13 protein-coding genes are annotated in these 23,589 nt (G+C 38.2%); 2 read left to right on the forward strand and 11 right to left on the reverse strand.

What is annotated here, in order from left to right:
• Window positions 1–118: 118 nt before the first annotated feature.
• From EL17_RS20540 to EL17_RS20560, 5 genes are all read right to left on the reverse strand, one after another.
• The gene (locus EL17_RS20540; protein WP_035078864.1) at window positions 119–1,537 is read right to left on the reverse strand and encodes an alkaline phosphatase; all 1,419 of its coding nucleotides are present in this window, start codon (window positions 1,535–1,537) and stop codon (window positions 119–121) included.
• 481 nt (window positions 1,538–2,018) lie between these two features.
• A complete protein-coding gene (locus tag EL17_RS20545) occupies window positions 2,019–4,280 on the reverse strand; it encodes a S9 family peptidase (RefSeq protein WP_051720283.1) in 2,262 nt (753 codons plus the stop codon).
• A 220-nt stretch (window positions 4,281–4,500) separates the two neighbouring features.
• Window positions 4,501–6,090 (reverse strand): RagB/SusD family nutrient uptake outer membrane protein, encoded by a 1,590-nt coding sequence (locus EL17_RS20550; RefSeq protein WP_035078867.1) that lies wholly within the window; start codon window positions 6,088–6,090, stop codon window positions 4,501–4,503.
• An 11-nt stretch (window positions 6,091–6,101) separates the two neighbouring features.
• A complete protein-coding gene (locus tag EL17_RS20555) occupies window positions 6,102–9,110 on the reverse strand; it encodes a SusC/RagA family TonB-linked outer membrane protein (RefSeq protein WP_084166291.1) in 3,009 nt (1,002 codons plus the stop codon).
• Between the two features lie 262 nt (window positions 9,111–9,372).
• Window positions 9,373–12,027, reverse strand: a complete 2,655-nt coding sequence (locus tag EL17_RS20560; RefSeq protein ID WP_164675196.1) for a DUF5695 domain-containing protein — start codon at window positions 12,025–12,027, stop codon at window positions 9,373–9,375.
• Between the two features lie 790 nt (window positions 12,028–12,817).
• Here EL17_RS20560 and EL17_RS20565 point away from each other — a divergent pair.
• Window positions 12,818–13,705, forward strand: a complete 888-nt coding sequence (locus tag EL17_RS20565; RefSeq protein WP_035078870.1) for an AraC family transcriptional regulator — start codon at window positions 12,818–12,820, stop codon at window positions 13,703–13,705.
• Between the two features lie 17 nt (window positions 13,706–13,722).
• Here the strand turns inward: EL17_RS20565 and EL17_RS20570 are convergent, their stop codons facing one another.
• The 4 genes from EL17_RS20570 to EL17_RS20585 all read right to left on the reverse strand — a co-directional run bounded on the left by EL17_RS20570 (window position 13,723) and on the right by EL17_RS20585 (window position 18,468).
• Window positions 13,723–14,976: an NAD(P)/FAD-dependent oxidoreductase gene (locus EL17_RS20570; RefSeq protein ID WP_035078872.1), complete on the reverse strand. Its 1,254-nt coding sequence runs from the start codon at window positions 14,974–14,976 to the stop codon at window positions 13,723–13,725.
• A gap of 12 nt (window positions 14,977–14,988) precedes the next feature.
• Window positions 14,989–15,987, reverse strand: a complete 999-nt coding sequence (locus tag EL17_RS20575) for a 4-hydroxyproline epimerase (protein ID WP_035078875.1) — start codon at window positions 15,985–15,987, stop codon at window positions 14,989–14,991.
• Between the two features lie 130 nt (window positions 15,988–16,117).
• A complete protein-coding gene (locus EL17_RS20580; protein ID WP_051720255.1) occupies window positions 16,118–17,560 on the reverse strand; it encodes an aldehyde dehydrogenase (NADP(+)) in 1,443 nt (480 codons plus the stop codon).
• Entirely contained in the window at window positions 17,557–18,468 is a 912-nt protein-coding gene (locus EL17_RS20585; protein WP_035078878.1) for a dihydrodipicolinate synthase family protein, read from the reverse strand. The genes EL17_RS20580 and EL17_RS20585 overlap by 4 nt, the downstream gene beginning before the upstream one ends.
• A gap of 232 nt (window positions 18,469–18,700) precedes the next feature.
• Between EL17_RS20585 and EL17_RS20590 the strand changes: the two genes are divergently transcribed.
• Window positions 18,701–20,386 (forward strand): DUF885 family protein, encoded by a 1,686-nt coding sequence (locus EL17_RS20590; RefSeq protein ID WP_035078881.1) that lies wholly within the window; start codon window positions 18,701–18,703, stop codon window positions 20,384–20,386.
• 342 nt (window positions 20,387–20,728) lie between these two features.
• Here the strand turns inward: EL17_RS20590 and EL17_RS20595 are convergent, their stop codons facing one another.
• On the reverse strand, window positions 20,729–21,349 hold the full coding sequence (locus tag EL17_RS20595) for a response regulator transcription factor (protein ID WP_035078884.1): 621 nt from the start codon (window positions 21,347–21,349) through the stop codon (window positions 20,729–20,731).
• Window positions 21,350–21,474: 125 nt separating this feature from the next.
• On the reverse strand, window positions 21,475–23,478 hold the full coding sequence (locus EL17_RS20600; RefSeq protein ID WP_035078888.1) for a sensor histidine kinase: 2,004 nt from the start codon (window positions 23,476–23,478) through the stop codon (window positions 21,475–21,477).
• Between the last annotated feature and the right edge of the window lie 111 nt (window positions 23,479–23,589).

The raw sequence follows: 23,589 nt of genomic DNA on the forward strand, positions 1-23,589 counted from the left end.
GTGATGAGCAGCAAGCAACTTTCCAGAACTACCTATTAAACTTTAAAAAATTAATTTAACTATTATACATAATCACTTCATAATGAAAACAATAATTTATCAATATTAATGTATTACTTTATACCTCTTGTAATTGAGCAAATTTATCCCTTGCAATACCAGCAGCTTCTAGCATAAAATTATGTAATTCATAGTTTTTGACAAAACCACCTATGGCATCACTGCCTGGGCCATATGCTGCTAATTCTACATAATCAGCTGAGTGATTTGAATGTGCCCAGCTGACAGCATTATGTTTGGACAAAATTTTGCCAAACATTTCCATGGGCAACTTATCTGGATTATACAAGCCATCATCATTTATAGTAAAATTCTTTAATAGTACATTCGCTTCTTCTTTTTCCAATGCGACATTTTGGTAATGGTCTACCAGTTCTATCAACTGGGATACTGAAGTATTGGTCTTGACTTGTTGAAGTATCCACTGATTCGATGCTTTAGATTCAAATAGGCTTTCAAAATGCACATTTTTTACGCCTGGATTAAACATACCTGGATTGGCATTGCCATGGTCTGAGGTGATGATTATAAGTGTATTTTTATCTTTTAAGGCAAAATCCATCGCCACTCCGACAGCATCATCAAAATCAATCTGGTCATAAAGTATGGCCGAGGCATCGTTACCGTGAGCTGCCCAATCCACTTTTCCGCCTTCCACCTGCATGACAAATCCCTTTTTATTTTGGCTAAGTAAATCGATGGCCTTTTTAGTCATTTCAGCTAAGCTAGGAATAGATTTCTTCAGATTAGGATCATTCTCTCTGTCGATGGCATAAGGCAATCCGTCATCTGTAAACACACCTAACAAGGGTTTACCTCTATTTGCACTAAGCATTTCCTCTTTGTTATTTACCACTTGAAAGCCCCTGTTGGTAAATTCTGAAAACAGATTCTTTCCATCCGGACGTTTGGCTGGGTCAAAAAATTCACGTCCACCCCCCATCATTACATCAAATCCCAATTTAAGATAATCCTCTGCAATCATAGGCATAGCGTTTCTGCTACTCTGATTGACACAAAAGGAAGCTGGTGTGGCATGCGTGACCTGCACAGAAGTGACAAACCCAACAGCCTTTCCTTCTGATTTGAATTTCTGCAAAATGGGTTCAAAGTTTTCCCCATTAGCGCCAATATTTAAAGAACCATTATTAACCCGATGCCCGCACCCCCATGAAGATCCTGCTGCAGCAGAGTCTGTTACAAAAGAATTAGCTGATGCTGTGTCCATCAGAGATCTCCTAACTTTACCCGATTCATATAGGGAAATCCAATTTGATACCTTGCCCAGTTTTTGTCGGGTCAGTATATCTGTCATGTTAAGCGTTCCAGTACTCATTCCGTCAGAGACTAGAAAAATAATATTCTTAGCTTTTTCACCTTTATATTGTTCAGGCTTGGCAAGAATTGGCCTTGAACCTAACACACTAAGGCCTACAGTGGCCATGATTCCATTTTTAAAGAAATTACGTCTTTTCATGAGTGTTTTTAAAGAAAATATGAATTATTCACGTCGAAGGTAAAGTGAATATTCACAACATCTTGAAATCGATAATTAGGGAATTGTTAAGAAATCATGACTTCAGAATTAAAAAAATAGTGGTGTATTCTTCCCCAAAGGCCATCATTGTGCCATTGCTATTGTAAAAATGGCGCAGATGCGCTTTAAATTCATCATCCTCTTCTTCATCTACTTCTACTCCCCTTGGATTTTATTATACGCTCTTATATTATGGTAGATGTTTGGTATATTTTTAGGACCTGTTAAAATATGGCATCAAAAGATAATATGGGTAAATATATCCTCCGGAATTATTTCGTACATCGCCTATCAGATAAGGGCATGAATCATCTGCATGAAAAATAGTTAAAAAAATATATAATGTCATATTGGTCCCCTCAATATATTATATACATGGCAGGGGTTTATATTATAGATAATAGACCTAGTTATTCAGCATTTAATATAAATGCTTTAAAAAAAACTCTCTCCTTTTTCTTTCCCCATAATCTCCCCCCAATGAATGTCCCATACCAGGGATCATCAAAAAGTCAAAATCTTTGTTGGCCTTGATTAAAGCATTTACCAACTGTAAAGATGAAGCCGGATCTACATTGTCATCCAGCTCGCCCAGGATCAACATCAGTTTACCTTCAAGTTTATGTGCATGGGTCACATTGGAAGATTCTGCATAATGTGGACCAATAGGGAATCCCATCCACTGTTCATTCCACCACATCTTATCCATACGGTTATCATGACAGCCGGAAGAGGAGACGGCTACTTTATAAAAATCAGGGTGCAGTAGTAAGGCTCCCGCAGAGCTTTGCCCTCCCGCCGAGTTTCCGAAGATACCTACCCTGCTTGTATCCATATAAGGGTACTTCTCGGCAGCGGCCCTGATCCATTTTATACGGTCAGGAAAGCCCGCGTCCTTCAGATTTTTCCACGCTATATCATGAAAGGCTTTGGAGCGGTTAGAGGTACCCATACCATCTAGCTGAACCACTATAAAACCCAATTCGGCAATCTCATGCAAAAAACGGTATCGAAATTCAGAATTATAGGTCTTTGGTACATGCGAACTATGAGGCCCCGCATATATGTATTCTATAACAGGGTAAACTTTGTTTGGATTAAAGTTAGAAGGCCGTATGATAAACCCCCAAATATCTGTTTTGTTATCTCTGGCTTTAGCGGAGAAAACCTCAGGTGCCTTCCATCCAGCTTTGAGCAGATCCTTTACATCTGCTTTTTCAAGTTCCATGATTACTTTACCGTCCTCAGCACTCCTTAATACAGTAACTGGTGGTAAATCCAGCCTAGAATAGCTATCTACAAAGTATTTGTAATTATCTGAAAAGAATGCGCTATGATTCGCTTCTTCTTTAGTCAAAGTAACCATTCCTGATCCATCAAAATTTATTCTATAATACTTGATCAAATAGGGATCTTCCCCGGTATCCATACCACTGCCCTCAAAGATCAAAGTACGGCTATTTTCGTCCACATGTATCAATTTTCTGACCACCCATTCCCCTTTGGTGATTTGGTTTTTTACCTTACCGGTGACTCCGTCATATAGGTATAGGTGATTCCAGCCATCCCGTTCAGAGGCCCATATGATTTCTTTTCCATCCTTCACGTCATAGCGGACTTTCTTACTGCTATAGTCTATGAAGGTATTACTTTTTTCCGCTATAATTTCCTTTACCTTACCGGTATGAGCCTCTACGTCAAGCACCTTATATGCTTGATGTCCACGCTCATTATATTCAAAGGTAAAGCTTCTGCTGTCTTTTCTCCATACAGGATGAGTGACATGATATTGGTCACCTAGGCCTGTATGGACGGGAATCTGCTTTTTGTCGTAAACAGAAAAAAGTCCGGGTTTTTTCTGAGGTAAGGCATCACCGGGTTTGAGGTAATTTCTGGTATGAAGTTTTGGCTGCAGCTGGTCAATGGGTGAAGATTCCAGAAGATAAAGTATCCTGTTCTGATTGGGCCTTACCTTAAAGGTGGCCAAATATCTGGAATCCGGAGACCAGTATATATAAGAGGAATAATATTCCCCCGGAGAACCGTCAAAACTCAGGGCAAATTCCTCATTGTCCACACTCTTATTTTTTATATAGACATTATTATTTTTGATATAGGCTTCCCATTTACCGTCCGGTGAGCTTAAGGGATGGTTTTCCTTTTGTTCTTCTCTGTTGGCTCCCCAATATCCAGCCCCCCTGCTTTCTTCCACTTCACCCTCAATGTACTTCAATTGGAATGAAACCAGATCATATTTCCATGCCTTCCGATCAAATTGGAAGGATATCTCTTTTTCATTTACAAATTTTAATCCCTGAAGGTTTAATTGAGAAACATCTATACTCAATCCCGATGTTGATGATAAGGTATTTGCTAATTTCTGCAAATCCACAGCGACTTTTTTTGTACGGTTTTCAGCATCCACTAGTATGATTTCATTCCCGTTTCGGCTGGGATTTATATACCAAAATTTAGAATGATCCTCTAGCCAGACAAAATCTTTAGGGGTATTATACATAGCATTATCCATGACTTCCTTTATAACCTCAGCCCTTTGATGATCAGCAGCAGTCCCTTGAGCAGTCACATTGCCGAAGTAACTCAAAAACAGTAATAAAAACAGTGAATAGGTATATTTTTCACATTGAATCTTCTTCAAGGAATTTGATAATAATGTTACCATAATATATATATTGATCATGTATTGGCTATAAGTCAATCTGGGTAAATACTGTAATGAATACCAATGAGTATCCATATAGGGTACTAGTATAAGTTAATTTTATAAGATGATCATCATCTATCTGCATAGGCTGGCATAGTTATTTTTAACCATCATTATTAAATACTTTCAATAAATCCCCGTATAAATAGGGATACGCTCTTGGTATCCCCAATAGGTTTTAATAACCGGGGTTTTGTGCAAGATTGGGATTACTGTTGATTTCTCCCTCAGGTATGGGAAATATTATTCTGGTATTGGCCTGTGGATGAGGCCTGTGGTTGAACCAACTTTTTGTCTGGAAAACACCAAAACGTATTATATCTTGTCTTCGGTGCGCCTCAGCGGCAAATTCCCAGCCTAATTCATCCAAGAATCCACCAAAAGGAACATCCCCACTTTGGTCTACTTCTATGGAGCCATCGATATTTTGATAGCCATATTTGTACCTGCTACCACCGATAAGTGTTTCGGCAGTGACCACCGCTTTTGCTGGATTTGAATTTACAAATGCCCTTTCTCTGACCTGGGTAACCAAAATGGCTGCCTCAGTGGCCCTCCCTGTTCTCAAAAGTGCTTCTGCTTTCATCATCAACACGTCCGCATATCTGAAAAAAGGAAAATCATTATCAAGGCTACCAGTAGCTCCCTGTTTTATCTGATATTTTCCTATACGATAACCGTTGTTAGAAGCAGTTGCGGCCATGCCTGGCACCTCTCTGGTATAGTTAATTACCATCTCTCCTGTATTGGCATGGTACTGGGGCCCCATAATCCAGGTATCTTGAAGTCGGCCATCTTCCTCATCATAGCTATTGATGAATTGTGGTACAGCGCAGTTTCCTCCCCAAGGTCCTGCCTGCATATTGTATACAAATCTGCTAAGTGGATCCAGGGTTTTCATATGGACGGTATTTCCCGTTCCAAATATTTCATCATAGGGGATAGCAAAAATAGTTTCTACACTATTGGCATTGTCCCAGTGAAAAATATCAGCATACATTGGTTCCAAAGCATATCCCCCCTCATTTATGATTTCATCACAGACATCGATGACCCTATCCCATTGGGCTGTGCCGGTATAGACTTCCGCATTAAGGTATATTTTGGCCATTAGCGTCATAGCTCCCCAATAATTCAGCTGCCCATAGGTAGAAGAAGCATCTTTGCTTAAAAATGGCAGTACAGTTTCCAGTTCAGATAATATAAAATCACTAAGCTCAGCCCTAGTGCGCTGAAGTGGCAGGCTCACATCTCTAAAATCGGTTACTATCGGTACATTCCCATGATTGTCCAGTAATAAGTAATAGGCAAATGCTCTTACTGCCTTTAGTTCAGCTATAACTTCATCTCTTCCGGCCTCTATGGGAATCTCTCCATCCTCGATCTGTGATATCACCCTGTTAGCAGTAGTAATACTCCTATAGGAACTTTGCCAGAGATTTGTAGGCTGCCATTGGATAGGAGTCCAATTGTGCTGGTGCATGCGCAGGTAAGTGCCTCCGTCATACCATCCGTTTGGCCTGGAGGGGGTGATGATGATGTCAGCGGACTCTTCCTGCACATCAAAATGCCCCTGCCAGCCCATCATCAATGCCCTCAATGAGCCATACACCGGTGCAATGATAGAGGGAATGTCTCGTTCTCCAGGCTGAAAATTTTCAGCCACCACCTCCGAAAAGACTTCTTCTGTAAGATCCAGGCATGATGGCAGACTGATTCCGCTAATGATCAGCATTATTACTAAAAGAATTTTTATATTTGTCTTCATATCTATATCTATTAAAAGGTCACGTTCAATCCTAATGTAAAGGTTCTCGTGGTGGGATATTTATCTCTTTCATCATTACCCGGGGCAAAGCCGGAAATATAAACACCTTCTGGATCTATCCCTTTATAATTGGTCAAAATGAGCAGGTTCAATCCTGATGCATATATTCTAGCATGCTGCATAAATCTAAGTCTGGGCAATGTATAGCCGAATGTCACATTGTCCAGTTTTATATAATCTCCACTTTCTATGTAATGGCTGACATATGCTAGATCCGTGCTTAATCTCTGCCCATATACCGGATCATAAGCCGTATTTAACATATTATAGGCTGTATTGTATGGGTTTTCATAGAACATCCGCTGGAAATTTAGTATATCATGACCAAATGCGCCTCTGATATTTAATTCCAAATCAAAATTTTTATAAATAAAGGTATTGTTAATACCTAAAATATGTTTAGGAATGCCATTTCCATAAAATTGCCTGTCTTCCTGAACAGCTTCACTGATTGGTATTGTCTCTCCATTTTGACTTTCTATTAACCATTCACCTGATTCACTTACACCGACCGTATGCCATACAAAAAATCTCCCTATAGGTCCCCCTACTTCTACCCGGTGTGTATAATCCTGGATAGGTTCACCTGTCCCGCCAGCATTGAAAAATTGGTTAGACACTTCAAATTGGTCATTGGATAAATCCACCAATTTATTCTTGTTTGTAGAATAGGTTAAGTTAACGCGCCATACGAATTCGCGCTGCTCAATAGGGGTAATATTAAGCAAAACTTCAGCACCGTCATTCTGCATGGAGCCTGCATTGAGCATCATAGTATTGATAAGATATGGAGGAACCGGAACAGGGAAGCTGTATAAAAGATCGTTGATATCTCTACGATAAATATCAAATGATCCACTTACTCGGTCTTTAAAAAAACTAAAATCCAGTCCAAAATTATATTCCATCTTTCTTTCCCATCTCAGGTCCGGATTAAAGTTACGGGCTGGTATAAATCCCTGAACCCAATTGCCTCCTATAAAGGCACCTTGATCCCTATTAAAATTATAGCTTATTTGGCTTAAATAAGGGGAATTGGCTATGGTCCCTGTCACTCCATATCCTGCCCTTAGCTTTATATCCTGAATATTACTGTTCCCTTTTAAGAACGGTTCATTACTAATCCTCCAACCTACAGAGGCAGCAGGAAAGGTTCCCCACTGATAATTTACGCCAAACCTAGATGATCCTTCTCTTCTAATACTACTCATAAAGAGGTATCTGTCATCATAATTATAGGTAAACCTTCCAAAAAATCCAGCCAATTGCCATTTGTCTTTACCACTTCCCATACCAGCTTGCCCGGTCTGAAGTGCTGCACCGGCCCCTAAATTGTTCCACCCATACAGATCTGTAGGGAAGTTCCAGTTACTGGCATAAAAAGATTCATTGGTAGCATCCTGCCAGCTATATCCGCCCAATACTGATAAAATGTGTCTGCCAAAAGATTTATGGTAGTTCGCAGTCATTTCCATTAAGTTTTCTACACGGGCAATGGTGGACCTGCTTGCCGTTCCATTCTGATTATTTAACCAGGTATTTGTATGGTCAAATGTGGTGGCATTACCCACGAGGGTATCATTTTGTACACTACTAACCAAAAGTTTCAAATCCAGATTATCCAAAGGGTTATAAATCAAACTACCGCTTATTCGCATTTCTTTAAACCTGGACTCTGAGTTATATTCATATATTCGGGAGATAGGGTTTTCATAAAAATAGCCATCTCTTTCCTGCCAGTTTTGCTGATCATCGCGTACACGGTCAGTGGGATTTCTGATCATAGCCTGCCTATAGGCATAACCGTCAGCTCCCCCTCTGTTAGCAGTAAAAATTCTATTGATAATCTGGATGTTAGCCCTTAGCTTGTCATTGTACATACTATGGTTGAGATCGGCCCTTAAGGTCAGCCTTTGTTGGCCCGTTCTTAAAAATATGCCATCCCAGTCTCTATAATTTACTGATCCGGTAAAGTTTGTCGTACTATTTCCTCCAAAAAGTGTCAAATTATGGTTATGACTTACAGGTGTCTGCAACATTTCCCCAAGCCAGTCAGTATTGTGCCCATAATCTGTATAGGGAATCCCTTCTTCTCTTATTAACCTTCTATAATCGTCTCCTGTAAGCAACTGCGGTCTTCTGGCTATGGTCTGGATACTTACATAGTTATTATAAGAAACAGTATTTCTATTTTCCCTATACTGCCGAGTGGTTATGATGATTACTCCACCTGTTGCCCTGGTTCCATATATCGCTGCAGCAGACCCATCTTTCAAAACATCAATAGATTCAATGTCTTCAGGTGCTACGGTATTCATATCACCCGGAATACCATCTATCAAAATCAACGGCTGGGATGATCCATGAATGGAATTGATGCCTCGTAAATTAATTTGCGTACTGGCTCCGGGATCGCCGCTCGGCGTGGTAACTCTTAAACCGGCTACCTTTCCCTGTATCAACTGTGCTGCATCCCTCACAGCTCCTTTAACAAAATCTTCTTCTTTAACTCCACCCACTGAACTGGTAACGTCTCCTTTTCGCATAGATCCGTAGCCCACTACTACCACCTCATCCATAGACGCTACATCTGCATCCATTCTCACTTCTATCTGAGATTCATTATTAATGACCAATTCCCTGGTCACATACCCTATAAAGCTTAAAACTAGTGTGGTAGGCTCATCCGGTATTTCTAAAGTGAAATTACCTTCTCCATCAGTAGCTGTCCCTGTAGATGTACCTTTTATTACTACACTCACGCCGGGCAAGGGCAGATTATCCTCGTTTGAATAAACAGTACCACTTATAGTCCTAGCCTCTGTCGATTCTATAGCCCCTTTTCCTTCTATGGATATATAGATTTTTTTCACTGTACTATATGCTCTAGCTTGAATAGAAATGGTCAAAAATATTCCTATTATAACTAAAGAATATATTCCATTAGTAAATATTTTCATAAATAACACAGGTTAAATTGTACATAATAATATTTTTTAGGATGAAATTTTATATATAACAAGTGTATAAATGTACCTATACAATATTTAAAAAATTGCTACAATTATATCATGTTCTTATACTATATTATCCTATTAAATTTTCCTGTACTAAAAATGATTAGTTAATGAAAACACACATCATTCATATATATAATAATCTTATATTTTACATACATAAATTATTACCATAATGCATGGGGGTATATTTTTTAAGCGATATTTAAAAAGATATTTCTATAGCAGCAGACCCTTCATCAAGGGTTACTTTATATACATCCTTATTTATTTTTGGATAATTTGATAAATCAAAACCACCTGTATACTCACTTTCGATTCTAAAGTAAGCATAAGGAGTAAGTTGATTTTTTCTTTCTAAATATAATTTCAATTTCCGCTCTTTTGGATGATAATTAACTGACTCGATCTTCCCGGCCTCCATGATGATCATGGTTTTTTCAGGGGCTAGATAAAATTTATTTCTACCTCCAGAAGTTATATCCATATTAATATTATCTGAATCACTAATTATATTTCCTCCAAAACCCATCCATCCAAAATCCATATCATTCATCAAAATACTTTTTGAATTGATGGCATATCCAAAGAAACCAGAACCATAATCACCGCTATAGGCATCTATGTCCAAAAAATCTGGAAAGGAATGAAATGCTGCTGGACCAAAACCATCTTGGGTTATATTGGATATCCCCCCCAGTAATCCACCATATGCCACCCTAAGGAGATATAAATCCGTTGGATTTTTAGTGAATTCTTTCATTACTGGAATGGCATTTAAAGCTGATCCATAATGATGTAACTGCCTTTCCACACGCTGTAATTTTCCTCCGTATAGAAAATCCCAATAGCGTCTAGCTGATCCATTGTAGCCCCAGTGGGGCACCGTAGGCATATATGCAAGAATAGCGTTCAATGTAGCGTCGGATTTTTCAGTAAATCCAAAATAATCTGTCCACATATATACTTCCTCCTGACCTGTAGAGTCCCATGGCATTTCGCTTCCAAAGGGATAAGCCAATGCTACCCACCCATCAGTTCTTTTACGCATTAAAGCCTCTAATTCCCTTGAAAAATCTATAAAACCTTCACGCTTGAGATCTTCCAGTATTAAGAGAAATACTGTTCCTTCCATTTGACCGTATTGGGCATAATGGGGGGCCAGTTCTACCATGGCCATGGAGGTGTGGTATGCATTCGTCAAATACCAGTCCCAAGAATGGTCCAAATCTACATTTTCATGATATCTGGCCATTTTGTACATGACCCAATGGGCTGCTGCTACGTGCGGATAGTTGTAAGATCTACCGATAGATTCCGCATGTTCCTTACTCCATGCTGCCCAGGTGCCATAATTTACATCTTCACTATAGGTACCTTCAGGCATTAAGGTAGGTTCATAGTAAAACATGCTTTTGCGTACACCATATTTTTGATCTCCTTCGTGGAGCTGGAGCCCACCCCACATGACATGGTTTACAAATTGGTTTAACTTATTTATCTCTTCTTTTTCAGGCTCCAAAATTTGTTTCATAAAAGCAGCAAGCCAGGATCCTGCGCCGGCTTCATCACTTAGTCCTGCGATCCATGCCCTAGAATCTTCTACCACCTGTTTCTTCTTTTCATAATCGTAAGAAATGATGGATTTATCCCTGCCAAAGAGGTCTTTTTCGTTTTCATACCACTGCTCATTGGTCAGAAAATGTCCGATTTTTTTGACCACTTCAGCTTCAGGTTCTATTATTTTGTAGGAGATCACTTGATTTAATCCATTTTCGTATTCAATATTTACGCTGGCCCGCCCCCATTTTTTCCCCTTTACCTGATAAGTTAACCATTCATTTACATCCTTATCTTTGGATCTGGAGATTTCAATGGCTCCTTCTGGATACACCTGGATGTTCTTTATAGGTGAGGATGTTTTTATCCGTAGGTCTGCATTTATGTCCATGGGTACTACATACCCAGGGAACCCTACCGCTACAGGTCTATCGTTTTCGGAAAGTGTGGTTTCTATAGTTCTAATGTTGTCAGTCAGTACCAACTTTAAACTTGACTGGTATGATTCACCAGGTTTTAACACTTTAGAACTTGGATTTACCCATGGCTGAGCTTTGTTCCATTTAGTATCAGCTAAAGCTTTACTATGAATCACCCAATCATGAAATCCTTCGAACGTAATGTTTCTGGGAGTCAAATCATCCAATAATGGATTGTAGGCTTCAAATCCAGCATTTTTATTCGGTAAGACTAAGAGCACAGGAGATTTGCCGTGGAGTCTGACCACTTGCAGGTATCCAGCATCTGCACCTATATATGGATCATAAAATACTTTTTCAAGATGCGCCTGTTCAAGGTCTTTTCCATGAAGCACATTATCAAATATCATAGGAATACCGAGATACCCTATTTCTATATCAGTGGTAGATTTATTTGTTATCACAAATTCGAGTAGGATGCCCTTACCCGCACTTTTCCAGTTTCGCTGGATGGTTATAGGGGTATTATTGCCATTTGGCATTTTTATATTGGTGCTATGTACGCTGGAATGGTTCCCCTGCGCTACCCGCTGATGTGCTGTAGAAAAGCTCTTCCAAATGTCCTCTCCTTTTACCTGGTACATGATATTGATATCTCCAAGATGATATAAGCTATCTCTATTTCTGATATCTAAGAGTTCTGAAGGCACAAAATCAAAAGATAGGTCATTTTTTGGATTTAAGGAGGCTACAGTCTGTGTAGATGCCAGTATGCCTAATCTAATATCTTCAGATTCTAAATACTCTACCTTATTGATATCAAATGTCTGAGGCTTCTTTTCTATCTTATCCCAAATGCCTTGGGCTAATAAAGGTGTCAAATTAAAAACTAATATAATCTGAATAGATAAAATGTACCTAATTATAATTCTAAAGGAAATTGAATATTTTTTCATTATATATTTTTTGAGGAAGACCATGTCAATCAAACATCAATAAATACAAATGTAGAAAAAACCAATAGCAGAAAATTATATGGATTTATCCATGACTGATACAATATTAACTGGTTTATAGTATCCTCAGATTTAAAGGAAAGGGTGATAGGGCATATAATACACTTCTTACCACGGTTACTGATATAGGTTTCTATCCGTTAATAAAAAATTATATTTAAATGTGAAAACAGATACCAGATCACCATGCCATCTAATGAGATAAATATCATTGACTTAATAAAAATACTAGCTGTTAGATTACATCCCTGCTATTCCTTAATATTCAAAGTATGTGGTTAATTCATCTGATGAATAATCACCAAACCACCTATGGAATAGTTCTTTAAGTGCGATGCTGATATAGGCATGTACATCTTTATTAATTATTGATACTATATTAACCGCTTTTATTATATCTCCGCTATAATTTGTAATATTAGCATAGTATACTAATTTTAACTGATCATATAAAATAAGCTACATATTAAGACAGTAAAATAGTAAAATGACGATAAAACATTTGCCTATGCATATTTATCATAATCCGACTATCAAATGAAAAAGTACTGATAAGGGGTATTTGATAAATACCCTCTATAGAACGACTATCAGCACTTGGAATATTTCTAAGTGTATATCTATCTTTACTATCACCCAACCCCAGCCCTATATTATGAAGCCACTTCTATACCACCTGCCTAGGACTACAGATGAGCCGGTCCGAATTCTCAAAGAAAATCACCCCCATTTTTATGACAACCTACATTTTCATGCTGAATATCAGATCATGACCATTATAGAAGGTAGTGGGACTTATTTTATAGGAGATGCTTTCGGAAATTTTCATTCAGGTGATACATTTCTTATAGGTTCTAATCTACCACATTTTTTCAGAAGTGATATGGCTTATTATCAACCTGATAGCAAATTACGTTCTAAGAATATTTCCATACTGTTTTCTCTGGATGCCATAGGTGAAAATTTTAAAAAGCTACCTGAATTACATCATTTAAATAAATTACTTGAAAAGAGTAATAGTGGCTTAGTGCTAAAAGGCAAAACAAAAGAAAAATTATACAAAGCCAGTAAAAAAATCACCAAAAAGAAAGGTTTTGATAAATACATCTATTTGTTCAAAATACTAAATGAACTATCGCATTCTCAGGACGTGGAGACTTTGAGCCATATCACTTACGAAAAGAGTACAAAGTTTGCCGATACTGATAAGGTAGGTGCTGTAATCAATTTCCTCATTGAAAATTTTTCAAAAGATATTTCATTGGCCGATGCTGCCGATGTGGCTAATCTGAGTGTAAATGCTTTTTGCAGGTATTTTAAAAAACATACCCGTAAAACCTTTTCCCAGTTTTTAAATGAAATAAGAATAGGACATGCCTGCAGACAACTGGTAGAAGAACAGCTGAGTATCAAAGAAGTGGCTTTTAATGTAGGTTATTATAATATCTCCTATTTCAATAGGCAGTTTAAAGCCATTACCCATTGTACACCTTCAGAATATTCTAAAAACATAAACTACAAACATGAAATGATTGTAGTTTAAGGATACCCTTTTGTGTTTTATTTATTGTATCGATCTACATCAAATAGCATATGGTGAAGTACTGGATCTACTTTCTTCCCTACCAGTAGATCTGTGAGCATTTTGCCAGTAGCAGGTGCCAAACTTACACCCATCATACTATGTCCTGCTCCTACCCAAACATTATCGTACCCAGGTGCAGGGCCAATGTAAGGCATGCCGTCAGGAGAGCATGGTCTTATGCCACTCCAAATAGCCTTTTTTTCAGGAAAAACTACCGACAATCCCGGGTAATACTTTTGTATGGAAGAAAATATGCCTTGAACCCTGTTCAGATTTATCTCTGTATTAGGCTTTGAAATTTCCATCGTACCTCCAAATCTCACAAAATCAGCATAGGGACTTTGGGTAACTTTGGCTTCAGTCAGAATGGTGGCCTGTTTGAGATTGGAAAGGTTGGGCTGTAAAAAGCTATAGCCTTTCCCTCCTATCATAGGTAATGTAAACCCCAGGTTTTTCGCCAAAGCACCAGACCAGGCTCCTGTACAGATAATGAGGTTATTACAAGTAAAGGATCCTTTGTCACTGATTATTTTATTTACTTTTCTACCCCATTTTTCAAAGCCTGTTACTACTGTTTCCGGAATCAACCTTACACCACTATCTATTAAAACGGTTTTTAATAATCCATATAGCTTAGCAGGATCGAGGTGTGCATCATCAGGAAAATATAGTGCTCCCCGAATGTTTAGTTCTTGATTTGGTTCCAACTTTTGGGCTTCCTCTTTGCTTAAGATTTCTGCATTTAGACCGCTTTTTTGTGCCAGTGAAGCAAAGGCAGTTTCCTCCACTTCCGCTGCTTTGCTCTGATAAAGCATCAATAGACCTTTCGGTTGTAAAGAAAAATCCAATTGGGCATGCTCTGTTTGAAAGTCCAGGTACAGGGCTTTACTCTGTAAACTAAAATCTTTTAATACAGGAACAGCCTTAGATACCTGGCTAACATTTGAAGCTTTATAGAAATAATAACACCATTTGATCAGTTCCTTATCCAGTCGGGGATGAATGTAAAAGGGACTTTTTGAAGAAAACATCCAGCCTATCCCTTTTGATATCATCCCTGGAGATGCTAATGGGACTATATGGCTGGGCACTATCATTCCTGCGTTACCCGTAGAACAGCTTTCTGTAAAGTTACCTTTGTCTATAATAGTAACTTTGATTCCTTTCTTCTGAAGATAGTAAGCAGTAAATAATCCGACTATACCTCCTCCCACTATTACTGTATCCATTATCCTATATTATTAAATCACCTGAAAGCCATGAACATAAGGGTCATTATTATCCAAAAAGATAGTGTTATAACCTGTTTTAATAGCCCATCCTTCTATGGTGGGGATTATAGCTTCATATCCCCCCACCTTTACAATAGCAGATACCTGTCCTTTAAAGACCGAACCGATAAAACTTTCATGTATAAAACTATCCCCTACCTTTAACCTGCCCTTAAAAAACAATTGTGCCATGCGGGCCGAAGTTCCTGTGCCACATGGAGATCTATCAATTGCCTTATCTCCATAAAAGACGGCATTTCGTGCATCAGATGTAGGATAAAGCACATTCCCTGTCCATAATATATGAGATATGCCGCTTATATTAGGATTTTCTGGATGAACCGCGGTAAAATTTTGATTGATACCCTCTCGGAGTTTTCTACTTAAACGGATCAGCTCTTCTGCAGAATAATGGTGTATCCCAGGAAAATTTTCCTGAGGATCTACTATTGCATAAAAATTCCCTCCATAAGCCACATCAAAGGTCAACCTCCCAAGGTCCTGGTGATCTATGCTCAGATCTGTATGAAGTAGAAAACTCGGGACGTTGGTGATTTTAACAGCTGTCACTTTATCACCATTTTTTTGATAGGTGGCCGTTACCAGACCTGCAGGAGTTTCGACCCTTACTACTCCTTCTTGCTTAGGCGTGATGATGCCTTCTTCTACAGCCATGGTGACTGTACCGATTAGTCCATGCCCACACATTGGGAGGCAGCCACTTGTTTCGATAAAGAGTACACCTACATCATTATTGGGATCCGAGGGACTATATAAAATACTACCGGACATCATATCATGGCCACGTGGCTCAAACATCAGCCCTTTCCTTACCCAGTCAAATTCTTCTAAAAAGTGGCGCCTCTTTTCAAACATATTTTCCCCTTTAAGAAGCGGCCCCCCTCCTATTACCAATCGTACAGGATTTCCACAGGTATGCCCATCAATGCAGCTAAAAGTGTTTTTCATCTTTATTATAAATGTCTTTTAAGGATCATAAAATTGTTCAGTACAGGAGGTATGGATAACATCTGGCATAAAATGCATCCTGATATGCCTCACTATATGCATGATTCATGTTCGATTCCAAATTTTCATGTTATAAATTCATCTCTCCATCCACCATACGTACCACCTTCAAGGGATTATCATCCTTTAATTCTTCGGGTAGCAATGCCTCGGGACAATCCTGAAAAGCTATAGGTTTCAAAAATCTCTTTATAGCAAATGTTCCTACAGAGGTAGACCTGCTGTCAGTGGTGGCAGGAAAAGGTCCACCATGCTGCATGGCATGACCTACTTCCACACCTGTAGGCACCCCTTTAAACAATAGTCTTCCGCATTTTCGGAGCAGGGAATGTATGATCCCTTTATGCTGTACAAGTTCTTCCTCTGTGGCCCATAAGGTGATCGTAAGCTGTCCTTCCAGATGTTTGGTGATGTCGGCTAAATCATCGGTAGAATTATAGGTGACCACCATACCAAATGGACCGAATACCTCCTGATGGTAGAGCGGAGTATTGATCCAGGTGTCGGAATCTACGACTTTAATGGCCGGAAGTGCATCGATGCTCACTTCAGAAATCCCATTTCCGAAGTCCAGTTTACCAAATTCAGATAGTTTGCGGTGGTAATCTTTGGCTATCTGGGACGTAAGCATGGGTTGGGGTGTAACAGCTGAAAGTTTTTCCCTAAGCAGCGCAACAAATGTTTCCTTTTCGGTCTCTGGTATAAAAATCAATCCGGGATTGGTACAAAATTGCCCGACCCCTAAACATAGTGAACTGGCATAACTGGAAGCTAATTCTTCCATATCTTCCCTTATCTTTTGCACTAAAACCATAATCGGATTTACGCTTCCCATTTCGGCAAATACCGGTATAGGCTTATCTCTCTTTTGAACCAAATCATAGATAAGTTTTCCAGCTGTATACGATCCTGTAAAACCTATCGCTTCTACTAAGGGATGCATTATAAGCGATTGGCTCTCCTCATTACTCAATTCAAGATGGATAAATGTATCCAAAGGCAGTCCATTTTTTTTTAACGCTTCTGATATGGCTTCAAAAACCAATTTTGAAGTTTGGGGATGAGCCGGATGGCTTTTATAAATAACCGTACAGCCTGCAGCCAAGGCAGACACTGCATCCCCTCCGATAGTGGAAAATGCCAAAGGAAAATTACTGGCACCAAACACCACCACCGGTCCTATAGGTATTAATAATCGTCTGATGTCTGGCTTTGGAAAGGGCTGCCGATGTGGATCCCCAGGATCAATGGTCGCCTCCAGGTAAGTTCCGTTTAAAATAGAAGTGGCAAAGAGCTTTATTTGGTTTACTGTTCTTCCAAATTCATTTTGAAGTCTGACGGCGGGTAAATGGGTTTCTTGGACCGCCACCTCTATAATAATCTCTTTTTTATCAGTCAATGATTCAATGATGGATAGCAGAAACTTGGATCTGGTGGCAATGGTGCTTTGTCCATACCGCTCAAAAGCCTTATCAGACCATTCTACCATAGTAGATATACTGTATTTACTCATACTGAAATATTTTTAGATGCTAAAACAGGCCTGGTATCTATCCCTTCCTGTATAAGTTGCTTTATCTTCTGATATTCTTCCCCATCCAAAGGGAGTCTAGGGGCCCGGACATGGCTCGAACCTATGCCTACCATTTCCTCTGCCAGTTTAATATACTGTACCAGCTTAGGATGGATGTCTAATTCCAAAAGAGGTAAAAACCAACGATAAATGGAAATTGCTTCTGTGGTTTTCCCTGCTTTGATCAGATTAAATAATGTCACCGTCTCATGAGGAAAGGCACATACCAGACCTGCCACCAGCCCATGGGCTCCCATGGTCAGGCTTTCCATGGTCAGGGTATCTACGCCACAAAGTATCTTATACCGGTCACCAAATTTATTGATCATTCTGGTCACATTGGATACATCCCGGGTGGATTCCTTTACAGCCTGGATATTTTTATAGGGCAATAGGTCTTCAAAAACTTCGAGAGTAACATATGTTTTGTAATCTACCGGATTGTTATAAATCATGATAGGAAGGGAGGTGCTTTCTGCGACTGTGGCAAAATAGGCTACCAGTTCGCGATGGTCGGGCAGGTATCTCATGGGGGGAAGCATCATCAGGGCATCTACACCCATATCTTCTGCACGCTGCGCACATTGGACAGCTTTTTTAGTAGATCCTTCAGCAATATTTAAAATAACTGGTACCTGGCCGTCTAGATAATCAATAGTTTTTTGAGTCAAAAGAAGTTTCTCATCATCTTCCAATACACTGGATTCTCCTAAGGTTCCCCCTAATATGATCCCTGATACTCCCGCTTTTACTTGCTCATCAATATTTTGGAAAAATAATTCGAAATCCAAACTTCCATCTGCGTGAAATTTTGTGGTCACGGCAGGTAAAACACCATTCCAATTCATATATTTTTTATTTTGGTTTCTTCAAAATCAAAATTAGTACTTCATCCCAACCTATCATGGCACCAGATTAATCATTGCTTGCACTATATTGGCTATTCTAAAAAAGGCAAACATTATTTATTAAATTCATAAAAATTTTAAATAGAATTAGTTTTTTATGCTACCCTAAAGTTAATAAGTAATGTTTAAGATATTTTCCCTCTACAGCAATAAGTTTAATACTTGCCGAAAAATGAAGATAGGCATATTATTCTTATTCTTCTCTCTGGTTCATTCCAATATTTACGGACACGATCTGTATTCCGAAATCGAATCTTTTAGAGCAGATCATGCTGCTTTAAGCAGAAAATATACTAACATATATACGCCGGAATATTTTGAAAGAATGGAGCAATTATATAAAGAATGGCTCAACAAAATAGAAGTTTTTGATTTTTCAAATGCTTCCAAAGATGCTCAGATTGATTATCTGCTATTTAAAAATAAATTGAGAAAAGAATTACACTTTCACTCACTTTCTTATGCTTCTTATAAAGAAATATCTCATGTAATGGCATTTTCATCCCCCTTGGAGTTATTCTACATAGAAAGAAGGGCTGGGAAAAAACAAGATGGAAAAGCACTTGCCAGACAGTTTAATGAGACCACCTTGGCGATTAATAAACTTCATCAAGATATAAAGTCTTCAGAACCATTTGACAGCTGGCAAAAAGCAGAACTGGCAAGTGAGGTGATAAAATCATTAAGAATAGCAGTGGAAGAAGCCTATCAATTCTATTTTGATTACGATCCTGATTTTTCATGGTGGTTAAAAGCCCCCTATCACCAATTATCGGAAGCACTGGCACAGTATGAAACATTTTTAAGTGGCCATTATACCAATAAACTGGTAAAAGATGATGGAAGCGGTATAATAGGTAAACCTATTGGAAAAAAAGCTATCCTTAAAGAGCTGGAATATGAATTTATTCCCTATTCGCCTGAGGATTTGATAGCCGAAGCGGAAAAGCAATTTGCCTGGTGTGAAAAAGAAATGCTTTTGGCTACTCAAGAATTAGATTATGGTAACCAATGGAAAGAAGCTTTGGAATATGTAAAAAACACCTATGTACCTCCAGGACAATGGCCTGAAGATATACATTATTTGGCTGAAGAAGCTATTAAATTTCTGGAAGAAAGAGACTTAGTCACTATACCTGACTTGGCCAAGGAAACCTGGAGAATGAAAATGATGAGTCCCGAAGCCCAAAGGGTCAATCCTTTCTTTCTGGGAGGGGAAGTTATTCAGATCTCCTACCCCACTTCTACTATGAGCCATGATGAAAAAATGATGAGCATGAGAGGCAATAACCCTCATTTCTCCAGAGCCACTGTACAGCATGAACTCATACCAGGCCACCATCTGCAGAATTTTATGACACAGCGGTATAAACCTTATAGAAGGATATTTTCCACTCCATTTTGGATAGAAGGTTGGGCCTTATACTGGGAATTTAATCTATGGGACAAAGACTTCCCCATATCAGCAGAAGATAAAATAGGCATGTTATTTTGGAGAATGCATAGATGTGCACGGATCATCTTCAGCTTAAATTACCATTTGGAAAAGATGACACCACAGGAATGCATAGACTTTTTGGTAGACAAGTTAGGCCATGAAAAAGCCAATGCTGAAGCAGAAGTGAGAAGGTCATTTGAAGGCAGATATGGTCCTCTTTATCAAATAGCCTATATGATCGGCGGACTTCAATTTTACTCCTTAAACAATGAATATGTAAAATCTGGAAAAATGTCAGAAAAAGATTTCCATGATTTTATATTACAACAAAACTCCATCCCAGTAGAACTTATCCGACTGCAGTTATCAGATAAACAAATTCCAAAAGAGTATACTACCAGCTGGAAGTTTTTGGACTAAAATCAATGAGAAGATATATAATGGCATATTTTATATTTATCCTGCATGATTTTGTTTATTATAAATCCACATTTTAGGAAGATTATGTGCAGATTATAAGAATATAAAATCCTACCTCTCAATACCAATAATAGTTTACTAAATTTTAGTGTAATTTTATTTTATTTAAATATCTAAATAGATAAGAAAAGCTTGATAAAAATTAAATAACCACTGGGTTTACATATTAACATTATTATCCATTATATGCTGATTAAAACCATCGTATACCTTGATAGAACCTTGATCTTTAAAACAAAAATTAAATAAAAAATAATGTATAAATAGGAAATATAAATAGCATTATATGTATTTTAATTCCATGGCTTTATGGATCAAGGCAGCACAATTGGCTACTTCAAACTTTTGAATCAGATTGCGGCGGTGTGTTTCTATAGTAAGGGGACTCACATATATTTTATCAGCTATTTCTACTGAAGTCAAGCCCTTGGCCAATAGCAGAAGTATTTCAGTTTCTCTTCTGGTGATTTTTGGAAGATTGCTGATTTTGGTGGTTCGTAATATCTCCTTCACATCCTGACTCAAAGCAGTATTTCCCGATACGGCATCCCAGATACACTTTACCAATTCTTCCGCGGAGGCATTTTTGAGAACATAGCCTGATGCACCACTATGTAACATCCTATGTATGATACTATGCTCATTATTATTGCTTATAGCAATAACTTTGCACAAAGGATTTTTTTTGGAAATCAGATCGCAGGCTTCAAGACCGTTCATATCTGGCATATTGATATCCAGCAACACCACATCTACCTGATGGGTTGCTATATATGAAATGCCATTAGAAGCTGAAGTGAATGTCTCCAGCAAATTTATATTGTCCTCATGTAGCAGGATATGTGTAAATCCTTGTAACACTATGGGATGGTCATCAATGATTACAATAGACACATTGTTCATTATTATAATATTTTATAGGTAATAATTTTACGCACCAAAGACTGGACATAACCTCGCAAAGCAAATAATAATCCAGGTTTAATACCCTTTTGTATTCATCGATTATAAGATGTTGTTAATTTATATCAAAGGCTACATGGTATCTCTATAGAGAAAGTAGTTCCTTCATTTGGCTTTGAATTTATCTCTACCGAACCTTGTAAAAGTTGAACCCTATTTTTGATATTGCTCAGGCCTATACCGGTATTTTTTTCCATCAAATTTTGATCAAAACCTTTTCCATCATCCTCAACGGTAATATAAAGTCGGTCTTCATTTTCACTGCACTGTACCATTATTGATTGGGCATTGGCATGTTTCAGTGCATTGGTAAGTAATTCTTGCACTATTCTATATACTGAAATCTGAAATGCCTGTTCATAATTACTTCCAAGGTTGAAAGCTTCAAAAACCACAGCTGTCTTTTCTGAATCCAAAGATTTACATAAATCTGAAAGGGCAGCCTCTAATCCCATATAAATTAAGGATTCAGGCATCATATTTCTAGCTATTCTTCTTAATTCGTCCACTGATTGGTCTAACTGACCTATTACCTTATATATTTCCATATCCGGTTGGATTAATGAGTTGTTTTGCTTTTCATTAGATACTATAGAGGAGAGTTTAAGTTTGACTCCCGCCAGCATGCCCCCTAACCCATCATGTAGGTCTCTGGCAATCCGATTCCGTTCCTGATCCTGGCCCTGCAGCATGGCATTATAGGCTGTCAATTGTCCTGATTGCTTGATTGCTCTTAATTCTTGTTGGTGTATCAGTTTATTTTGTTTAATGGTTTTTTTGTTGTTTTTATACAGTTTCCACCCAAAAACAGCTATTATTAAAACTATCAATAAAACCGAAATCAACAACACCAAAACAAGTTTGCTCTCTTTTAATATTAGCTGTTGTTGTTGGTTGTCAGTTTTTAGTTTCAATATTTCATTTTCACGCTCTACCGTTCGGTATTTTTTTTCCAACTCCAAAATTTTTAATTGGGAATCCATCTGCATCATACTGTCGGAAATAATGACATATTCATTGAGCCACCTATAGGCAGCAGGGAAGTCGTTCAGTTGGGCATCGATAATAGATAGTTCTTTAAGGTGAAGTTTTTTATCGTGGAGGCTATCAAACCTATTTACCAAACGATAGGATTCCATTAAAATTAATTTGGCATTCTTTATATCTCCCAAATCCTTATATAGGTTATATTTTTCGAATAATATAGCAGCTATAGATCGGTGATCGTTATATTCATTAGCTAGCCGATGTCCGGTGTCCAACATTTGTAAAGACTCATCCCACATTTTTTGGTGTCTAAAGTAATTACCCGAAGTCATATAGAAAACAGGAGCATATAATGAATGTGGGATAAAATTCAATTGTACCTCGGCGCTGTCTAAGTATACTTTTGCCTGTTTAAATTTCCTGCTATAAATACCATTTTTGGCAGCATTGACAAAAGCGGTCAACTTTTCCTCATGTGCATTAGAAAAACCAGAAAGGGCCTGAATGGCCTTATGATAATATTCATCTGCCCTATCATAATCCGTAATATTCATCAGTACCAAGGCCACATTTTGATAATTAGTAGCGACTATAATGCTATCCCCTGCCATCTTAGCCATAGGTATTGCTTGATTCAAAAGAATTTTAATATAGCCATCTTGCTGATCTTGTCTTTGAAGAAGTGCCCCATAGTTATTCCATAACCTAGCCCTCAGCCGGTAAGCTGCTTTAGAATCCAGTGTTTTTAATAGTTGTTCAGCCTCTAAGTATTCGTTTTTCCCACGCTCTATGACCTTATCGAAATAAATACCAGCTGTATAAAAATGGACCAAACCTTCATAATATTTATCTCCAGCAGGCATTAGACCTGAAGCTATATCTAGGTATTGGAACGCAATAGTAGTATCACGATCTGACCAAAAATCACTTAATTCCAGGTACCCATTTATTTTCAATGAGTCTGAATGTGCATTTTCGGCAATATTTAATAAGCTGTCCGCGTAAATTTCCGCTGGTGATGATTGGCATACAGCCGCAAAAACAAAGAAATATAAGCTGACTGAAACAATAGTTTTTTTCATTTTGTATCCAAAATCACCCTATCCAGGCACTCCATTTATGCTTATTTAAATGTCTGTAAATTCTCCCACAGATTTACCGATTCATACTGAACTTTAGGATGATCTTCCGAA

It is taken from the genome of Anditalea andensis (assembly GCF_000714815.1).
Classification (GTDB): domain Bacteria; phylum Bacteroidota; class Bacteroidia; order Cytophagales; family Cyclobacteriaceae; genus Anditalea; species Anditalea andensis.

Excerpts from the sequence above, each read along its gene's own strand:
- EL17_RS20540 (WP_035078864.1), bottom strand. The coding sequence starts at position 1,537 with ATGAAAAGACGTAATTTCTTTAAAAATGGAATCATGGCCACTGTAGGC.
- EL17_RS20545 (WP_051720283.1), bottom strand. The coding sequence starts at position 4,280 with ATGGTAACATTATTATCAAATTCCTTGAAGAAGATTCAATGTGAAAAA.
- EL17_RS20550 (WP_035078867.1), bottom strand. The coding sequence starts at position 6,090 with ATGAAGACAAATATAAAAATTCTTTTAGTAATAATGCTGATCATTAGC.
- EL17_RS20555 (WP_084166291.1), bottom strand. The coding sequence starts at position 9,110 with ATGAAAATATTTACTAATGGAATATATTCTTTAGTTATAATAGGAATA.
- EL17_RS20565 (WP_035078870.1), top strand. The coding sequence starts at position 12,818 with ATGAAGCCACTTCTATACCACCTGCCTAGGACTACAGATGAGCCGGTC.
- EL17_RS20570 (WP_035078872.1), bottom strand. The coding sequence starts at position 14,976 with ATGGATACAGTAATAGTGGGAGGAGGTATAGTCGGATTATTTACTGCT.
- EL17_RS20575 (WP_035078875.1), bottom strand. The coding sequence starts at position 15,987 with ATGAAAAACACTTTTAGCTGCATTGATGGGCATACCTGTGGAAATCCT.
- EL17_RS20580 (WP_051720255.1), bottom strand. The coding sequence starts at position 17,560 with ATGAGTAAATACAGTATATCTACTATGGTAGAATGGTCTGATAAGGCT.
- EL17_RS20585 (WP_035078878.1), bottom strand. The coding sequence starts at position 18,468 with ATGAATTGGAATGGTGTTTTACCTGCCGTGACCACAAAATTTCACGCA.
- EL17_RS20590 (WP_035078881.1), top strand. The coding sequence starts at position 18,701 with ATGAAGATAGGCATATTATTCTTATTCTTCTCTCTGGTTCATTCCAAT.
- EL17_RS20595 (WP_035078884.1), bottom strand. The coding sequence starts at position 21,349 with ATGAACAATGTGTCTATTGTAATCATTGATGACCATCCCATAGTGTTA.
- EL17_RS20600 (WP_035078888.1), bottom strand. The coding sequence starts at position 23,478 with ATGAAAAAAACTATTGTTTCAGTCAGCTTATATTTCTTTGTTTTTGCG.